The sequence below is a fragment of the Cystobacter fuscus DSM 2262 genome, assembly GCF_000335475.2.
Lineage (GTDB): Bacteria > Myxococcota > Myxococcia > Myxococcales > Myxococcaceae > Cystobacter > Cystobacter fuscus.
This window is the reverse complement of sequence record NZ_ANAH02000016.1, coordinates 1-17928: the sequence shown is the minus strand read 5'-3', so window position 1 is coordinate 17928 and position 17928 is coordinate 1. Positions and strand designations below refer to the sequence as shown.

General features: G+C 66.3%; 13 protein-coding genes. 8 read left to right on the top strand and 5 right to left on the bottom strand.

What is annotated here, in order from left to right; genetic code table 11:
• The first annotated feature begins 4 nt into the window (after positions 1–4).
• The 4 genes from pqqC to D187_RS27030 are packed head-to-tail and all read left to right on the top strand — an operon-like array spanning position 5 to position 3983.
• Positions 5–760, top strand: a complete 756-nt coding sequence (gene pqqC, locus D187_RS27045) for a pyrroloquinoline-quinone synthase PqqC (protein WP_002631953.1) — start codon at positions 5–7, stop codon at positions 758–760.
• Positions 757–1032, top strand: a complete 276-nt coding sequence (pqqD, locus tag D187_RS27040) for a pyrroloquinoline quinone biosynthesis peptide chaperone PqqD (protein ID WP_002631951.1) — start codon at positions 757–759, stop codon at positions 1030–1032. Before pqqC ends, pqqD begins: the two co-directional genes overlap by 4 nt.
• The gene (gene pqqE, locus D187_RS27035) at positions 1004–2167 is read left to right on the top strand and encodes a pyrroloquinoline quinone biosynthesis protein PqqE (protein ID WP_043431678.1); all 1164 of its coding nucleotides are present in this window, start codon (positions 1004–1006) and stop codon (positions 2165–2167) included. The genes pqqD and pqqE overlap by 29 nt, the downstream gene beginning before the upstream one ends.
• Positions 2130–3983, top strand: a complete 1854-nt coding sequence (locus D187_RS27030; RefSeq protein ID WP_002631949.1) for a S9 family peptidase — start codon at positions 2130–2132, stop codon at positions 3981–3983. The genes pqqE and D187_RS27030 overlap by 38 nt, the downstream gene beginning before the upstream one ends.
• A 76-nt stretch (positions 3984–4059) precedes the next feature.
• Here the strand turns inward: D187_RS27030 and D187_RS27025 are convergent, their stop codons facing one another.
• Positions 4060–5169 (bottom strand): hypothetical protein, encoded by a 1110-nt coding sequence (locus D187_RS27025; RefSeq protein WP_002631948.1) that lies wholly within the window; start codon positions 5167–5169, stop codon positions 4060–4062.
• 599 nt (positions 5170–5768) lie between these two features.
• Here D187_RS27025 and D187_RS27020 point away from each other — a divergent pair.
• On the top strand, positions 5769–9659 hold the full coding sequence (locus D187_RS27020; RefSeq protein ID WP_002631947.1) for a serine/threonine-protein kinase: 3891 nt from the start codon (positions 5769–5771) through the stop codon (positions 9657–9659).
• A 149-nt stretch (positions 9660–9808) separates the two neighbouring features.
• Here D187_RS27020 and D187_RS54120 read toward each other — a convergent pair whose 3' ends face one another.
• Both D187_RS54120 and D187_RS55505 read right to left on the bottom strand, forming a co-directional pair.
• Positions 9809–11095 (bottom strand): Kelch repeat-containing protein, encoded by a 1287-nt coding sequence (locus D187_RS54120; protein ID WP_020918310.1) that lies wholly within the window; start codon positions 11093–11095, stop codon positions 9809–9811.
• A gap of 1780 nt (positions 11096–12875) precedes the next feature.
• Positions 12876–13049, bottom strand: a complete 174-nt coding sequence (locus D187_RS55505) for a hypothetical protein (protein ID WP_155893604.1) — start codon at positions 13047–13049, stop codon at positions 12876–12878.
• Between the two features lie 246 nt (positions 13050–13295).
• Here D187_RS55505 and D187_RS27005 point away from each other — a divergent pair, with 246 nt between their 5' ends.
• Entirely contained in the window at positions 13296–13601 is a 306-nt protein-coding gene (locus D187_RS27005) for a hypothetical protein (RefSeq protein ID WP_043431675.1), read from the top strand.
• Positions 13602–13752: 151 nt separating this feature from the next.
• Here the strand turns inward: D187_RS27005 and D187_RS27000 are convergent, their stop codons facing one another.
• Positions 13753–14643: a LysR family transcriptional regulator gene (locus D187_RS27000; RefSeq protein WP_043431674.1), complete on the bottom strand. Its 891-nt coding sequence runs from the start codon at positions 14641–14643 to the stop codon at positions 13753–13755.
• Between the two features lie 112 nt (positions 14644–14755).
• Between D187_RS27000 and D187_RS52695 the strand changes: the two genes are divergently transcribed.
• Positions 14756–15361: a VOC family protein gene (locus D187_RS52695; RefSeq protein ID WP_076606235.1), complete on the top strand. Its 606-nt coding sequence runs from the start codon at positions 14756–14758 to the stop codon at positions 15359–15361.
• Between the two features lie 49 nt (positions 15362–15410).
• On the top strand, positions 15411–16019 hold the full coding sequence (locus D187_RS26995; RefSeq protein WP_043431673.1) for a hypothetical protein: 609 nt from the start codon (positions 15411–15413) through the stop codon (positions 16017–16019).
• 375 nt (positions 16020–16394) lie between these two features.
• Here D187_RS26995 and D187_RS50420 read toward each other — a convergent pair whose 3' ends face one another.
• Positions 16395–17327, bottom strand: coding sequence for a transposase (locus D187_RS50420; protein WP_002631942.1), 933 nt, complete (start codon positions 17325–17327; stop codon positions 16395–16397).
• Between the last annotated feature and the right edge of the window lie 601 nt (positions 17328–17928).

Below are 17928 nucleotides of genomic sequence, written 5' to 3'. Positions count from 1 at the left end.
GACCATGAGCGACAAGACACCGCTGACCCGCGCCGAATTCGAACAGGCCCTGCGCGCCAAGGGCGCCTACTACCACATCCACCACCCCTATCACGTGGCGATGTACGAAGGCCGCGCGACCCGCGAGCAGATCCAGGGCTGGGTCGCCAACCGCTTCTACTACCAGGTCAACATCCCGATGAAGGATGCCGCGATCCTGGCCAACTGCCCGGACCGGGAGATCCGCCGCGAGTGGATCCAGCGCCTGCTCGACCACGATGGCGCCCCTGGCGAGGACGGTGGCATCGAGGCCTGGCTCCGCCTCGGTCAGGCCGTGGGCCTGGAGCCCGACCAGCTGCGCTCCCAGGAACTGGTGCTGCCCGGCGTGCGCTTCGCGGTCGACGCCTACGTCAACTTCGCCCGCCGCGCCAGCTGGCAGGAAGCGGCCAGCAGCTCGCTGACCGAGCTGTTCGCCCCGCAGATCCACCAGTCGCGCCTGGACACCTGGCCGCGGCACTACCCCTGGATCGATCCGAGCGGCTACGAGTACTTCCGCACCCGCCTGGGCCAGGCCCGGCGCGACGTCGAGCACGGCCTGGCGATCACCCTCGCCCACTACACCACCTACGAGGGCCAGCAGCGCATGCTGGAGATCCTGCAGTTCAAGCTGGATATCCTCTGGACCATGCTCGACGCCATGAGCATGGCCTACGAGCTGAACCGCCCGCCCTACCACACCGTCACAAACCAGCGCGCCTGGCACAAGGGGATCGCCCTATGAGTTTCGATCGCAACCTGACGCCCCGCTGGCGTCAGGGCTATCGGTTCCAGTACGAGCCGGCCCAGAAAGCGCACGTCCTGCTCTACCCTGAAGGAATGATCAAACTCAACGAGAGCGCCGCCGCCATCGGCGGTCTGATCGACGGCGTCCGCTCCGTGCGGGCGATCGTCGCCGAGCTGGACCAGCGCTACCCCGGTGTCCCCGAACTCGGTGAAGACGTCGAGCAATTCATGGAGGTCGCCCGTGCACAGCACTGGATCGAACTTGGCTGAAGTCCCGCCGAAGCCCGCCGTCGGCCTGCCGCTCTGGCTGCTCGCCGAACTCACCTACCGCTGCCCACTGCAGTGCCCCTACTGCTCCAACCCCCTGGACTTCGCCGCCCAGGGCAAGGAGTTGACCACCGACGAGTGGTTTTCCGTGCTGCGCCAGGGCCGCGAGCTGGGCGCGGCGCAGCTGGGCTTCTCCGGTGGCGAACCCCTGGTCCGCCAGGACCTGGCCGAACTGATCGGCGAGGCCCGGCGCCTGGGTTACTACACCAACCTGATCACCTCCGGCATCGGCCTGACCGAGCAGAAGATCCGCGCCTTCAAGGACACGGGGCTGGACCACATCCAGATTTCCTTCCAGGCCAGCGACGCGCAGGTCAACAACATGCTCGCCGGGTCGAAGAAGGCCTTCGACCAGAAGCTCGAGATGGCGCGCCTGGTCAAGGCCCATGGCTACCCCATGGTGCTGAACTTCGTCACCCACCGGCACAACATCGACAACATCGATCGCATCATCGAGTTGTGCGTGGCGCTGGAGGCGGATTTCGTCGAGCTGGCCACCTGTCAGTTCTACGGCTGGGCCCAGCTCAACCGCGTCGGCCTGCTGCCGACCCGCGAACAGCTCGAGCGCGCCGAACGCATCACCAACGAATATCGCGCCAGGCTCGCCGCCGAGGGCAACCCGGTCAAGCTGATCTTCGTCACCCCCGACTATTACGAAGAGCGGCCCAAGGACTGCATGAAAGGCTGGGGCAGCATTTTCCTGACCGTCACCCCGGACGGAACCGCGCTGCCGTGCCATGGCGCGCGCCAGCTGCCGGTGACGTTCCCCAACGTGCGCGATCACAGCCTGCACCACATCTGGTACGACTCCTTCGGCTTCAACCGCTTCCGCGGCTACGAGTGGATGCCCGAGCCGTGCCGTTCCTGCGACGAAAAGGAAAAGGACTTCGGCGGCTGCCGTTGCCAGGCCTTCATGCTGACGGGCGATGCCAGCAACACCGATCCGGTGTGCGGCAAGTCTCCACGCCACGACGTCATTCTCAAGGCCCGCGAAGAAGCCAAGACCGCCACCGCGGGCATAGGACAACTGGCGTTTCGCAATGAACGAAACTCGCGCCTCATCACCAAGAAGGGCTGAATCCTTCAGCGCCGCCCAGGCCGTTGCCGCCACCGCCGACTTCGCCGAACTGCGGGTCGGCCCCGGAGGGCTGTACTACAACGAATTCCGTCCCGAGGACGCCCGCTGTCGGATCTGGCGCTGGCGCGACGGGGACAAGCCGCGCTGCCTGACGCCGGAGGGCTTCAGCGTGCGCAGCCGGGTCTACGAGTACGGCGGCGGCGCCTTCTGCCTGGGGCCGGACTGGCTGGTGTTCGTCAACGAGGCGGACCAGCAGCTCTATCGCCAGCCGCTCGACGGCGGCGATCCGGTTGCGCTGACCCGAGGCGAGCGGCGCCATGGCGACCTGCGCCAGGGGCGCGGCGTGGTGCTGGCCGTCGAGGAGACCCATGCCGAAGGCGCGGTGGAACACCGCCTGGTGGCCATCGGCCTGGAAGGCGGCGAACGCCTTGTCCTGGCCGAAGGCGCCGACTTCTATGCCGCGCCCGTGCAGAGTGCGGACGGCGAGCGTCTGGCCTGGATCGAATGGCAGCGTCCCCAACAGCCCTGGACGCGCACGCGGCTGTGCACGCTTCGACGCCAGGCGGATGGAGGCTACGGCGACCCGCGGTGCGTGGCCGGCGACGGCGAGCAGGCCGAATCCCTTCAGCAACCGCGTTTCACCGCCGATGGCCGGCTCGGCTGCCTGTCCGACCGCAACGGCTACTGGCAACCCTGGATGGAAACCGCTGACGGTTGGGCCGCGCTGACAGCGATGCCGGCCGATCACGCCCCGGCGCCCTGGCAGGGCAGCGCCAGCACCTGGGCACCGCTGGACGGCGAGCGCTACCTGGCCACCTGGTTCGAGGACGGCTTTGGCCGCCTGAGCCTGTGTGAAGAAGAAGATCGCCCGCGGGATTTCAGCTGCGGCTACACCCGTTTCCGCGGCCTGGACCTGGACACCCGCTATTTCTACGCCATCGTCGCCTCGTCGATCAGCGCCCCGGCGGTGCTGGCGATCGACCGCCAGACCCGCGGCGCGCAAGTCATCGCGGGCGGCGAATCACCCCTGCCCGCCGAGTGCATCAGCCTTCCGCGGCCGATCCACTACCCCAGCGGCGGCGAAATCGCCCATGGCTTCTTCTATCCCGCCTGCGGCGAGGACAGCCGTCCGCCGCTGGTGGTGTTCATCCATGGAGGGCCGACCTCGGCCTGCTATCCGGTACTCGATGCGCGCATCCAGTACTGGACCCAGCGCGGCTTCGCCGTCGCAGACCTGAACTACCGCGGCAGCAGCAACCATGGCCGCGCCTACCGTGAAAAGCTCCATGAGCAATGGGGCGTGGTGGACGTCGAAGATGCCTGCGCCGTGGTCGGCTACCTGGCCGAGCAAGGCCTGGTCGACGGCGGCAAGGCATTCATCCGCGGTGGCAGCGCTGGCGGCTACACCACGCTCTGCGCGCTGGCGTTCCACAAGGTATTTCGCGGTGGCGCCAGTCTGTACGGCGTCAGCGATCCCCTGGCCCTGGGCCGGGTGACGCACAAGTTCGAAGGCGATTACCTCGACTGGCTGATCGGCGACCCCGAGCGCGACGCCGAGCGCTACCACGCACGGACGCCGCTATCGCATGCCGATCGCATCGAGGTGCCGGTGATCTTCTTCCAGGGCGAGCTGGATGCCGTGGTGGTACCACGGCAGACCCGCGACATGTTGCAGGCACTGCGAAGCCGGGGCGTGCAGGCCGAGGGGCATTTCTACCCGCAGGAGCGCCATGGCCTCCGCCAAGCGGCGAACCTGGCCCACGCCCTGGACGCCGAATGGCGCTTCTACCGGCACATCCTCAACGCGTCGCGATGATGTAGACGGCGTGGGCGATACCGGGGATGTAGCCGAGGAAGACGGCGTCATCCGCCCTGGGAAGACGGACGGGTCCTCACAGGAGCTTCAGCCAGGCGATGATGTCCTGCGCGTCCCGAGGCGTGAGGAGGATGCCTCGAGGGGCGAGCACGAAGGTGTAGTGGGTGAGCACGTCCTCCAGCGTCCTGGCCGAGTTGTCGTGGAAGTAGGGCGCCGTGTTCTTGATGTTCCACAGCGAGCTCATCTTGAAGTGGTTGAAGTCCTCCAATCGGCCGGTGATGAGGAAGCGGCCGGGATCGGGCGACAGGCGCACCTCGGGCAACCCGAGCAGTGGGCTCTGGACGACCAGGGTGTAGACGGGGTTCGCGAGGAAGTTGATCTCCGAGACGAACGCGTTGGAGAAGCGGCTTCCCTGGGGCTGCCCGAGGATGTTGCGGGGCCCCGTCTCGTTGAGCAGGGGGCCGCCGTGGCACTGGCCGCAGGCCCCCTCGGGCCGGAAGAAGGCCCGGCCCCGCTTCTCGGACTCGGTGTTGCCCTCTGGCAGCACCGGAGCCACGCCCGTCCGCGCGTAGTCCTTCAAGGCCTGGGAGGAGAACAGCGTCTGCTCGAAGCTGGCGATGCTCGTCAGTTCCTGGGCGGTGGGCTCCCGCGTCGCCTGGGCGTGCCCCATGATGGCGTCGTGGGCCTGGACCGTGAGCGAAGGGGCGCGCCCATCCTGCATCAGCACGGGGTCCAGCGCGGGGGTGTCGAGCGTGCTCGGAATGCCACGCCACAGCGAGAGCTGAGTGGCCCCCGGGTCGAGGAGGAGCCGGGTGTTGGAGGGCAGCGGGATGGAGACGCGGACCGTCGCGTGCTCCAGGAGCCGCTGGTAGCTCGAACTCGTCGTCCCGTCATCGCTGTCGATGGCCCGGAACATGGGCGCGTTCGGGTCCTGCTGGTAGAGCGCCTGCAACTGGGCGGGATGGACCGTCCCCGTGGCCATACCGTGGCATGTCTCACAGGTTCGCCCATTGCCGCCGAAGGTCTCCTGGCGGAAGAGGCTCTCGCCGGTCGCATCCAAGGACTGGTGCGCCTCGGCCACCTCCACCCCATTGGCGCCCGCGGGAGAAGGGCCTCCGCACCCTGCTGCGAGCAACAAGGCCGACACCGCGGCCCGATGGGTTCGCTTCGTGGAATTCTGCGTCATGGAACGGGTCTTTCGAAATGAAGGTCTGAACGCATTTGCGTGGAGACACCGGGCCTGGATCTTTTCTGTCGGGCTTGAGCCGCCAGAGGTCCTCCGGACACGGGGCCTTCAGCTCGTCAAGAGCACCTTCACGAGTTGGCAGCTCACCCATGCCATGGAGGAGCTGCGCCAGCGCCACCCGGCAGTGAGCGCGATTGGACACCGCCTGCCGTGGCGTGTCCCTGGTGAGGTGGAACGCCTACAAGTCGTCTGACATTGAGCCTGCCCGGTTTAGTGGCTCTTCCCACACTTTGGGTGATCGCCACTCAGGCAGTGAGCCGCACGCGACGAGCAACGCGATTCCCCGCTCGCGAATCACATCAGGTGCGGAGAGCCACGTAACTGGGGCAGGCCCATGGGGGTCTATGCGTACCTGGGCACGGACTGGATGCGCTGGAGCGAGGAAAAAGTGGTTTCGGCGCTTTCACTTGGCTTGGGCGGGAGCGGGCAGCAAGGCTGAGGGAGGAGTGGTACGCTCTCTGCGCCAAGCCCTGCTCGCGCTCATGAACAACGACAAGACAGCTCCGACCCCACCCGACTCTCCTCTTGAGATTGCTCCGATGGGAAAGGTGCTCGCCGGCCGTTTCACCATCGAGGACTTTGCCGGACGCGGAGGCATGGGCACCGTCTATCGTGCCAGTGACTCCTCCACGGGCCGCCGCGTGGCCCTCAAGCTGCTGCATGCCGTCACCTCCCCGGCCGCGGGCCTGCGCTTCAGCCGCGAGGCCCTTCTGCTGGAGGAACTGCACCACCCCGCCATCGTCTCCTATGTCGCCCATGGTACCCTCGAGGGAGGCCAGCCATATCTGGCCATGGAGTGGCTCGAAGGGGAGGTCCTGGCGCGTCGTCTGCTGCGCAAGCCCCTGAGTCCCCCCGAAGTCGTGTCGCTGCTGAGCCGCGCCGCCGAGGGGCTGGCCACGGCCCATCGGCGGAACATCGTTCACCGCGACATCAAGCCCTCCAACCTTTTCCTGCGCGAGGGCCAGCCCGAGGACGTGGTGCTACTGGATTTCGGCTTGGCTCGCCATGCCGTGCCCACACTGATGGGGGTGACGGGCTCCGGTACCGTGGTGGGCACCCCTGGCTACATGGCTCCAGAGCAGGCCTCCAGCCAGTCGGAGATCTCTCCCGCCGCGGACATCTTCTCGCTGGGGTGTGTGCTGTACCAGTGCCTCACGGGCAAGCCACCCTTCGAGGCTCCGCACTTCGCCGCCGTGCTGGCCAAGATTCTCTTCGCCGAGCCGGTGCCCCTTCAGAAAGTGCGTCCGGGTCTACCCATGGGCTTGCAGGTGCTGATGGAGCGCATGCTGGCCAAGGTCCCCACGCAGCGGCTGCCGGATGCCGACAGCCTGCTGGAGGCGCTCTCCGAGCTGGAGCCGGTGCCCGGGTTGTTGCTGTTACAAGCTGGGACGGACTCGCGCCCCCACGGCCTGGTGGGGGCGGAGCAGAAGCTCGTCAGCGTCCTGCTCGCGTCCCCGCGCCCCATTCAGGAGGAGGAAACGGCGGATTGGGACCAGGGGGTCGCGCTGCGCGACGCACTGCGCCTGGAGGTCTCTCCCCATGGCGCCCAGGTGGAGTTGCTGGCGGACGGCTCACTGGTGGCCACGATGGTGCCAGAGCGCGGCACGGCCACCGACCTGGCGGCACTGGCGGCGCGCTGTGCGCTCACCTTCAAGGAGCGCTGGCCCGAGGCCGCGGTGGTGCTGACCACGGGCCTGGGCATCTTCAACGAGCGGCTGCCGGTGGGCGAGGCCATGGACAGGGCGGGGCGGCTGCTGCGCCGAGTGAGTGGGATGTCGGCTTCCCCGCCGGTGGTGATGGACGAGGTGACCGCGGGACTGCTCGGGCCGGGCTTCCGGCTCTCGCGCGCCGATTCGGACACCTTCCTGCTGCAAGGCGAGGAGCTCAGCGTGGACGAGTCACGCCCTCTGTTGGGCAGGCCCACCCCCTGCGTGGGCCGTGAGCAGGAACTGGCCCTGCTTGAGCTCGCCTTCACTTCCTGCACCGAGGAACCGGCCGCGCGGGCGCTGCTAGTGACAGCGCCCGCGGGCGTGGGCAAGTCGCGGCTGCGCTACGAGTTCCTGCGCCGCCTCAAGCGCAAGGAGCTTCAGCCGCTGGTACTGCTGGGGCGCGGAGATTCGATGAGCACGGGTGCCTCGTACGGGCTGCTGGGTCAGGCGCTGCGGCGGCTGTGCGGCATCGGGGAGGGGGAGAGCCAGGCGGAGCACCGGAAGCGGCTGTTCCAGCGCGTCTCCAGACACCTGCCGGAGGCCCGGGCCCGGGAGGCCGTGGAGTTCCTGGGCGAGCTATGCGCCATTCCCTTTCCCGAGGAGGAGGGCAGTCCCCGTCTGCGTGCGGCCCGGAGCGATCCGCGATTGCTGAGCGCGCAGGTAGGCCGGGCGCTGGTGGCATTCCTGAAGGCCGAGTGTGACCATCACCCGGTGCTGCTGGTGCTGGAAGATCTCCACTGGAGTGATGCGCTCACCGTGGCACAGGTGGACGAGGTGCTGCGGGAATTGGGCGAGCACCCTTTCCTGGTACTGGCGCTGGCCCGGCCCGAGGTGAAGACGCTCTTTCCGGGCCTGTGGTCGCGGAGCCTGCAGGAGGTGACGCTGCGCGGGCTAAGCCGCAAGGCGGGGACACGGCTGGTGCGTGAAGTGCTGGGGCCCCAGGTGCCGGACTCCGTCGTGCAGCGAGCCGTGGAGATGTCCGATGGCAACGCGCTCTTCCTGGAGGAACTCATCCGTGGAGTGGCCGAGGGGCGCGGGGAGGGAGTCCCGGAGACGGTGCTGGCGGTGCTCCAAGCGCGTCTGCAGCGGATGAAGCCGGGGGCGCGCCAGGTGTTGCTGGCGGCCAGCGTCTTCGGCCGTGCCTTCTGGACAGGAGGCGTGGCCGAGCTGATGGGCGGGCAGGTCGCGAACGCAGCGCTGGAGCAGTACCTGCGGCTACTCGTGGAGCAGGAAGTCATCGAGCGGCAGCCCGACAGCCGTATCTCCACCGAGGCAGAGTATCGCTTCCGCCATGCGCTGGTGCGGGACGCGGCCTACGGCCTGATCCCCGACAGCCATCGTCCCGTGGGCCACCGGTTGGCCGCCACCTGGCTGGAGCAGAGGAGCGAGCCGGATCCGCTGGTACTCGCCACGCACCACCAGTTCGGCGAGCAGCCGGAGCGCGCCGCCCATTACTACACGCGGGCCGCCGAGCAGCTCTTCGAGCGTTACGACATGCTGGGGGCGATGCGCTGTGTGGATGCGGCCCTGGCCTGCGGCGTGGATGACGGGAGGTCCGTCCGGCTGCGCGGGCTCCAGGCCGTGGTGACCTTCTGGATGGATGACACGCCGAGGTCCCTGCCGCTCGGTAGTGTCGTCCTGGAGGAACTGGAGGGGGGCGATCGGCTGTGGTGCTGGGTGATGGGCGGACAGATCCTGGGGGGCATCTATAGCGGCATGCGCCAGGAGCAGCTCACCCGGTTGAAACAGCTCCTGCGGAGCACCCCACCGGCGCCCGAGGCTATCGTCGCCTACCATTGGGCCATCGCCTGCATGGGCCTCTCCTTCGTATTCTCCGGCTCACGCTGGGAATTGGAGGACTGGCTCGGAGAGGTGGGGAGGGTGGTCGCGGACGGGCCGTCGCGAGGATGGACCGGGTACATCGACGGCTTCTTCCATTACCTCTTCGAACCCAGGCCGTGGCACGCGTTCCTACGGGCCGAGCAGGGGATGCGGGACTTCCGCGAGCTCGGCGTGGAGCGCGATGCCCTCGTCGTGCAGGCGTTGCAGGGGCTGACCCTGGCGGCGTTGGGAGACGTGCCCGGGGCCGTGGAGCGGATGCGGGAGGTACTGACCGTGGGCCGGCGGCTGGAGGCAAACCTCATGGTGGGCATGGCCACGCACTTCTTGAGCCGGATCCTGGTCGACAGCCCTGACCCAGCGCACCGGCAAGAGGCGTATGAGCTGGTGCGCGAGTGGGTGAACATCGAGGACTTGTATTCCTTCCGGCGGGGCTTTGCCCACTCCGTGCTGGCGAAGGTGATGCTGGAGCGAGGAGGGGTGCACGAGGCCGAGACGCATGCGCGCAAGGCCTGTGAGCTGCTGGCTCCATTCCAGGCTGACGTGGTTTACGCGCGCGGGCTCCTCAGCAACATCCTGCTCGCCCAGGGGAAGGCCGCGGAGGCCCGCGGGGTGGCGGCGCTCGGTGTGCGCGAGTTGGAGGAGACGCGTGGCATGGGCACCTACGCGGTGGCCATGCGCCTGGCTCTGGCGGAAGCCTGCTTCGCGCAGGGAGATGCCGAGACGGGAGAGGCTGCCCTGCACGAGACTTTGCGGTGTGTGCGGGCCCGCGCCAGTGACATCCCCAACCCCGATGTCCGCGAGCACTTCCTGCGCCATGTGCCCGAGAACGCCCGCACCCTCGCGCTGGCCCGCGAGCGCCTGGGCAACGCCGCGATGTAGGACCTACAACGCGCCGCGCTCCTTGATGTCGAGGTGGCGGTTGACCGCAGCGAGGCTCAGCTCATCCGGCTGCGTGTCGAGCAGCTGCACGCAGGCTCACCTTGGGACGGATTCAACCCCGGGTCAGCGAGTAGGGAGGAGCATCGAGTTCATGGGGCGGGGTCGAACAGCTCCGCACTCTTAAGGAACTCACCGTCACCTTTCCCTCCCGTGACCAGCACCTTGCCATTCTGCAGTACCGTGGCCGTTTGCTTATTACGTGCGATGCCCATCGAACCAGCGGAAGACCACGTGGCCGTGGTGGGGTCGTACAGCTCTGCTGTCGCGAGGGCCCAACCATTGGGACCTTCCCCTCCCGTGACCAGTACCTTGCCATCCTGCAATACCGTGGCCCTGGGCAGATAACGTGCAGTGTTCATCGGGTCGGTGTCCAACCACGTGCCGTTGGTGGGGTCGTACAGCTCCGCCTTCCTGAGGGTCCAACCATTGGGACCTTCCCCTCCCGTGACCAGTACCTTGCCATCCGGCAATACCGTGGCGACGTGCCCACGGCGTTCGATGCGCATCGAGCCCGTGACAGACCACGTGCCCTTGGTGGGGTCGTACAGCTCCGCCGTCTTCAGGGCCTCACTGCCATTGTGCCCCCCCGAGACCAGCACCTGGCCATTCGCCAACAACGTGGCCATGTGCCCAGCGCGTGCGATGCGCATCGAGCCAGCGGAAGACCACGTGGCCGTGGTGGGGTCGTACAACTCCGCCTTCATAAGGGTCCAACCATTGGGACCTTCCCCTCCCGTGACCAGTACCTTGCCATCCGGCAATACCGTGGCGGCGTGCCCATAGCGTTCGATGCTCATCGAGCCAGCGGAAGACCACGTGCCCGTGGTGGGGTCGTACAACTCCGCCTTCATAAGGGCCCAACCATTGAGACCTTCCCCTCCCGTGACCAGTACCTTGCCATCCTGCAATACCGTGGCGGCGTGCCCACGGCGTTCGATGCTCATCGAGCCCGTGACAGACCACGTGCCCTTGGTGGGGTCGTACAGCTCCGCCGTCTTCAGGGCCTCACTGCCATTGTGCCCCCCCGAGACCAGCACCTGGCCATTCGCCAACAACGCGGCCTTGTGCATCCACCGTTTCGTGGTCATGGAGCCTGTCGAGAGCCACTCGGCACAAGAAGGGCTGGCGTGGCCATCACAGTCGTCATCGAGATCATTGCCACAAACCTCGGTCTGCGGAATCACCTCGCCCGTACAGGCTCCCCAACTGGTGCCCGAGACGTCGCACGTGCGCGCACCCGCCTGGCATGTGCCCACCCCCTCGGTCCCCGCCGGCCCGGTGTAGGCGCAAGACTCGCTCGTTCCCGGTGCACACAGGCGCGCCACCCCATCGCAGTCCTCGTCCACCGCATTGGCATCCACCTCCGGTTGGGGCACCACCTCTCCTGAGCACGCGCTCCAGGTTGAGCCCGAGGCGGCACACGTGCGCGCCCCCGCGTGGCACACGCCTACTCCCTCAGTCCCCGCTGGCCCGGTGTAGGCGCAAGACTCGCTCGTTCCCGGTGCACACATGCGCGCCACCCCATCGCAGTCCTCGTCCACCGCATTGGCATCCACCTCCGGTTGGGGCACCACTTCCCCTGAACACGCGCTCCATGAGCCCGAGGCGTCGCACGTGCGCGCCCCCGCGTGGCACACGCCTACTCCCTCAGTCCCCGCCGGCCCGGTGTAGGCGCAAGACTCGCTCGTTCCCGGCGAGCACTCCGTGGACACCATGCCATCGCCTCGCGCCTCGCGGGACGCCACGCCCTCTTCCTGGGCTGGTTCTTCTGGAGAAGGAGACGTGCAGGCCCCCAGGCCGAGCGTCACCCACAGCGCCAATACCCAGGCAGACCGGATAGGATTTCCTCTGAAGCTCAATGACTTGAAGCCAAACATGCGTTGCCCCCTACTGAAGTGCTCCCGGCGGAACCAGTACCGCCGAGCGAGGACTCTGACGGGTTCACTCCAGCGCCACAGTGACGGCACTCACTGGCCCGGGGTGAGTGGCATCACAGCGGGACAGCATCCTCCAGGCCTCCACGACGCCTACCAGGACAGGCCTACGCCCAGGGTCCCGAGGGGGCGTATAGGCGGGAGAGAGGCCATGTTGAGGGTGAGGGCTGGCGCGGAGGGCGGCTGGCGGGGGCCACCCGAGCAGTGCGCCAGGCGGGTGGAGAAGCCGAGCAGCCCCTTGGGGTACACGCTGGCACTGGCTGCCCTCCCAGGAGCCACCCGTCCGCGGCCCTCCTCCTCCCCTCTGCTCCAGCCCTCCCCCGCCCCCTCCATCGGCCTCCTCTCCGCCCCATGCGCTTCGCCGAGCCACACGAGCGCCGCGCGGGTTGATGCTAAGAGGGAATCGAGGAGGAGAGACGACCTGATGGTTCGAGGTACCGGCGCCCGAGAAGTGTCCGTGGGATCTCAGGGGAAGACGTCTGGCGGGTGGGCGCGTGGGTGGATTGCCGTGCTCGGCGTCTCGTTCGCCTACACCCTCTACTGTGCTTGGACCGCCTTCCGGGGGGGGGCTGTTCGCGTTCCACGACCTGGCCCTCTTGAATGACCTGTTCGCGAACGCGGTGCACCGTGGCCGCCCCTTCTGGGTAACGGACGGGGACTTCAACCACCTCACCGTCCACTTCACCCCGAGCCTGCTGCTGCTCGCACCGTTCTTCCTGCTCACGGACTCGCAGTTCCTGCTCGTGTTCCTGGGGCTGGTGGCGCTGTATGGCTCGCTCGCGCTCCACGTCTGGTTCTTCGAGCGCATGCTCGAGGAGCGGCAGCTTCTCTCCGCCCCCTGGCGGCCCTGGGCCTGCGCCGCCTTCGCGGTGTACCTCGCGCTCAATCCCTATACGAAGACGGTCGCGCTCTCGGCGCACTTCGAGGTGTTCTTCCAGCTGGCATCCACCGCGGTGCTCGTGCTCCTGCTGCGCGGCGTCCGGATGCGCTGGGTGGTGCTCCTCACGCTCGTCGCGCTGGGCGTGCGCCCGGATGGAGGCCTGTTCCTCGCATTCCAGGCGGCGGCGCTCCTGTTGCTGCCCGCGGTGGCCCGTCCCCCGCGCGAACAGCTCTCACGGCGGGTGGCCTCGGTATCGGTGCTGTCCCTCGGCTACCTCGCGTTCTGCGTCGTGGTGCTGCTGCCGGCGCTCGGGACGCCTCCGGGCACCCGCTTCTGGTCGCACTACGGCGACACTTGGGGGCAGGTGGCGCTCACCGCGTTGAGCGACCCCGCGAGGGTGGTGCACGACGTGGCCTCCAGTGGGCTGGTGTCCTTCCAACGCAGCTTCCTGTGGATCCAACTGCTCGCGCCAGCGGCCACGCTCGTCAGCAGCATTCCCGGCACCTTCTTCTTCATGGCGGATGCGCAGGACAAGCGTTTGCTGTGGTTCTACAACTCCGCGTTCCTGTTACCCGGTCTGGGCGTGTGCGCGGCGGCTGGCTTCGGCCGGCTCGCGGAAGGGTGGCGAGGATGGGTCGCTCGCGGGCGAGTCCCGGCTCGGGCCCTGGCGGCACCCGCGCTGCTACTCGCCGGGCTCGCGCTCATCCAGCTCGTGCGTTTCGATCGGACCGTCGGGATCGTCCGCCTGCGCCCCCTTCACCCGTGGACGAGGACTTCCGCCAGGCCTTCGCGCGTCACGTCCAGGAGTGTGCCTCGCGGCGGGTGGTGGCGACGGACTTCCGCTCGAGCGTCTTCGTCCCCAACGGCTACGACCGCTTCCTCCTCCACCACTACGCGCGGGCCCAGGTCGTGCTCGTTCCCCAGCACGTCGAGACACTGCTGCTCGGGGCCTCCTCGCGGGAGGAACTCCTCGAGACGCTCCTGGGCGATACCCGGTTCGAAGAAGTTTCGAGCGACGGAGCCGTCCGTGTGTTCGTCCGGACGGATGCGCGGCGTTGCGGCCCCTGAGCGCGGCACCGTCGCCTCATGCCAGGGAAGCTCCGGCTCGGGTGCCGACCCCTCCGACTCAGATGACTTCGACCCATGCGCCCCGAGATGCGCGTGGAACAGTGGGAGTGGCACTCGGCGCTTCATCCGAGCATGGCGCGTCGGTACGCCATTAGATGAAGAGCGGCTTCATCTTTTGTTCCATATACGAGATAAAAACCGAAACCTTCGGTGGCATGAAAAGGTGTTTTTGAAACACGAAATGAATGGGTGCGTCTTCCATCGACCACTCCGGCATGACGACCTTGATGCGCTTTGCTTCGATCTCCTCCCGACAATTGGAGACAGGCAGGAGGGCGACGCCGGCTCCTTGCACCACCAGGGCCTTCACGGCAGTCACATTGTTTGAGATGAACTTGATCTCTGGCTCGAAAGTCGTCCTCGAGGCTCCGGACTTCAACCGCCATCTTTGCATGTCAGGCTTGGGGGTGAAGACCAGGCAGTTGTGCTTTTTCAGATCGCCTGGCTCCTGAAGAGAGGGCGAACGTTTGATATACGCGGGGCTCGCCACCAACTGAAAAACATCGCGACCCACCTTCTTCGCTCCCAGAGATGAGTCCATCATCGGGCCAATCCGGATTGCGACATCGATGTCGTCATTCACCAAGTCGAGAACTTTGTCGGTCAGCATCATTTCGAGCGAGACTTTCGGATACGTCTCTAAAAACCCCGCGAGGAGCGGCGCGAGGATGCTCGTCGCGAAATCGGAAGGAGCCGTAACACGCAAGCGGCCTCGAGGTTCAACACTTGTTGCTTGTGCCTGCTCGGTCGCCTTCTTGATTTCTGACAACCCTCTCGATGACTGCTCGTGAAACTGCTTTCCCATGTCAGTCAGCTGAAGGCTTCTGGTCGTTCGCCTGAGAAGAGTCGTTCCCAAGTAGGACTCGAGCTCGGCGATCTTCTTCGAGATCGTCGATTTCGTGACGCCAAGCTCTGCCGCGGCTTTCGAAAAACCGCCGACCTTCACGACCCGGTTGAACATCATCACCGCGTTCAGATCCATCTGGCTCCTCCAGGGACATTGTTCGCCTCGAGAAACAAAGCGTTCAGTTTATAGCGTCTTATCGAACCCCGCAAGCTCCGATAGGGTTACGGAACAAATCAACCGATTCAAAATGAACTCGAAATCTAGAACTCTGATTTTCTCAGTCGCCGCGGTGTTCGCCCTGACCTCAACAGCCCAGGCGCAGATGCCTGGAATCCAATCAGCCGGAATCGATCACGTCGGGATCACAGTCCCCAACCTGCGCGAGGCCGAAAAGTTCTTTTCTGAAATATTCGGCTGTGTCGCCGTGACGAAGATCGGTCCCCATTCGATGACGAACAGCTTGTCGAATGACCGGAAAACGCAGGTCCCAGCCAGAGCGAAAAGCATGACGCTCAAGATGCTTCGCTGCGGCCACGGCTCCAATATCGAGCTCTTTGAGTACGAAGACTCAAAAGGGAAAACAGCCCCACCGGATCATGAAGACCTGGGTGGCCACCACATTGCATTCTATACAGACGACGTCAAGGCGGGTGTTGCCTACTTGAAATCAAAGGGCATCACCGTGATCGGTGAACCGATGACAATGACTTCAGGCGATACGGCAGGCGAAACATGGGTCCACTTCCTCACTCCATGGGGTCTCGAAATGGAGTTGGTTGGCTATCCAAAAGGGAAAGCCTACGAGAAGCGGGCTCCAGTGAAGCTTTGGTCCGCGAAGCATCCAGCCGATTGAGAGGAAACACATGGAACAGCACGCTGTAGCAGACTCAGTCCAGCACCCCATGCCTACTGTGAAGTCCACCGCATCCCTCGCTGTCGCCCTCGTGCTCTCCGCCTGTGGCGGGCCCGCCACCGATGAGTCGATTGAGACCGCTACGGCCTCCGCCGCGCTGACCGCTGCCGTCTCGCAGGGGTGCACCTTCTCCATTACCTACCAGAAGACGAGCTCGAGTTCGCATCCGCCTCTGTTCGAGCCCATCATCACCCGGCAGGCCTCCTCCACGTGCCCGTGGCCGAGCGCGACAGTGGTGCTCGCGGGATCGTACTCGGAACCCAACCTGGCGATTGCCGCGAACGACCTCGGGGTCGCCGTCAGCTACACGTACGATTACTCGCCGAGTGGCTCCAACAGCGAATACCTGAGGCTGCTGCACCTGACGCCGGACACGCTGTCGGTGGTGCGCTTCACGGAGCTCTTGGCGCAGTACGAATTCCACACCTCGAACGTCTCCTGCAAGGAACTGTCCCTCCTGGCCGATGGCACCACCCTCCAGGTGCAGGGGACCAAGGTCGGCATCATCCCGTTCGAGCTCGGGAGCGGCTCCAACTACATCGCCACCTACCCGGACTTCTTCACCAGCACCACGGCGCCCACCGTCGTGGCCTACTGAGACGCCGAGACGTTCGACCGGTGTCGCCCGCCCGGTGGCCCGGTGCCCCCGCCGGTGGCCCCCTGTGGCCCGTGGCCCCCTGGCCCCCTGCCCCCGCCCGCCCCCGCCCCCTCTCCTCTCCAGGTGTCAAAGAACTCGCTCGCTCTCCAGGTGTCAAAGAACTCTCTCTCCTCTCCAGGTGTCAAAGAACTCGCTCTCCAGGTGTCTGTCGCCCGCCTGCCTCTGCCTGCCTCTCCAGGTGTCAAAGAACTCGCCTCCAGGTAGCCTCCCCTATGCCGGGTGTCTATGCCGGGTGTCAAAGAACTCCCGCCTGTCTCCCGCCGGGGTGTCCCCGCCGCCTGTCTCCCGCCCGGCCCGGCCCGGCCCGCCGGGGTGTCAAAAAACTCGAGCGACACGTTCCGGCACGACACGCGGCGGGAAGGAGTAGCGAGGGAAGCTCACCGAGAAGTTTCCCCGCCGCCACCGAGCCGCCGCCTCTTGGAACACCGCGACGAAGGAGCGGTACTGCTCGCGCAACTCCTTCAAGGCCTGGTGCGTGGAGGCATGCCCCAACGGCCGAGGACTGCGCTTGAGTTGCTCGGGCCGGTGATGCGGGTGCTGTGCCCGCACGGCCCCTGCTCCCAAGACAGGCGTGCCTCGTGCGCGAGCCTCGGCTTCCACCTGCTCCACCAGTCTCCGCACCGCGCGCTGCCTCTCCTCCTCCCTCAGTCCTTCCCAACACGGCAGGGGCGCCACCTCCAACTCCACGGGCTCGGCCCATTCCTCGGCGAAGCGCCTCTCTCCCGCCGCCATGTCCTCGCTTCCCCTCCTGCTCCACCGCTTCGTCCAGTTGAACCACTGGAACAGCCGCTTCGCCGGCCCCAGCAACTGCGGCAGACACGTGAGCCCCGGCCACTCGGCGCTCCTCTCCACCAGCCCCTCCTTCACTCCATGGGCCAGCACGTAGCGCAGTCGGCCCACCAGCGCCGCATCGTCCAGCACCGGCTCCGCCGAGTAGCGCCTCTCCCAGAAGCTTCCACTCCAGTCCACCAAACGCCCCACCTTCCTGGAGAGGTTGGCGCGCAGGTACTGCATGAAGGATGCAAGTGCGGCCCCTCGGGCCCACACCAACAGGTGGAAGTGGTTGGAAGCGAAAGTGAAGGCGTGCAGTCGGACGGTGCCGGCGCTCTGCTGGACGGCTCGCGCCAGCACGCCGCCCACCACCTCGTTCACCTCCTGGCTGGGCCGCAGCAGAAACCGTCCCTGGAAGCACCTGGACGTCACGAAATAGAAGCCCTCCTCCTGGAACATCCTCAACGGCCAGCCCATCCCCATCCCCCGCGTGTGCTCTGCCAAGCCGAGAATGCACCCTGTAGGCCAGCCGCAAGTCCTCAGAAAGACGGGAAGAGCAGTCGGTTACCCGTCCACGTCGAGCTTCGTTCTCGCTCAAGTCCCCCGTTTCGAATCCTTTGACACCCTCTCGGAGACACCCTCTCGGAGACACCCTCTCGGACACCCTCTCCGGGGAGGCTCTCGGAGTTTCGAATCCTTTGACACCCTCTCGGAGAGTTGTCGGGTAGGCCGGGGCAGTTGCCCACCCCGGCCCCCCACAGATCCGGACGTGCAGAATTCCCGCATCCGGCTCCTCGGCTCATGGTTTCGCCGCGAGCACTATCCGAGGACGTTGTGTTGAGACGGTTGTAGGGCTCGGTGTCCCCTCCGTCTTTCCCTCCCCCGGTTCCATGTTCCGGTGCCCCCTTCCCTCCACGGGGTCCGCTCGCTGCGTTCCCCCGCTTCATCGGTACTACGAGGCACTCCGACTCCCTGACGACCTTCCCGCCCGGCTTCGTTGCCTTCGTCGGCGCAGTACCACCGCCACCCGTCTTTCGCTCCCGTGGAGGTCGGGCGCCCATCCTCCGCGGACCAGGGT

Coding starts and splice junctions, on each gene's coding strand:
- pqqC (WP_002631953.1), top strand. CDS start 5: ATGAGCGACAAGACACCGCTGACCCGCGCCGAATTCGAACAGGCCCTG.
- pqqD (WP_002631951.1), top strand. CDS start 757: ATGAGTTTCGATCGCAACCTGACGCCCCGCTGGCGTCAGGGCTATCGG.
- D187_RS27030 (WP_002631949.1), top strand. CDS start 2,130: ATGAACGAAACTCGCGCCTCATCACCAAGAAGGGCTGAATCCTTCAGC.
- D187_RS27025 (WP_002631948.1), bottom strand. CDS start 5,169: ATGACGCAGAATTCCACGAAGCGAACCCATCGGGCCGCGGTGTCGGCC.
- D187_RS27020 (WP_002631947.1), top strand. CDS start 5,769: ATGGGAAAGGTGCTCGCCGGCCGTTTCACCATCGAGGACTTTGCCGGA.
- D187_RS55505 (WP_155893604.1), bottom strand. CDS start 13,049: ATGAAGAAGAAGGTGCCGGGAATGCTGCTGACGAGCGTGGCCGCTGGC.
- D187_RS27000 (WP_043431674.1), bottom strand. CDS start 14,643: ATGGATCTGAACGCGGTGATGATGTTCAACCGGGTCGTGAAGGTCGGC.
- D187_RS52695 (WP_076606235.1), top strand. CDS start 14,756: ATGAACTCGAAATCTAGAACTCTGATTTTCTCAGTCGCCGCGGTGTTC.
- D187_RS26995 (WP_043431673.1), top strand. CDS start 15,411: ATGCCTACTGTGAAGTCCACCGCATCCCTCGCTGTCGCCCTCGTGCTC.
- D187_RS50420 (WP_002631942.1), bottom strand. CDS start 17,327: ATGGGCTGGCCGTTGAGGATGTTCCAGGAGGAGGGCTTCTATTTCGTG.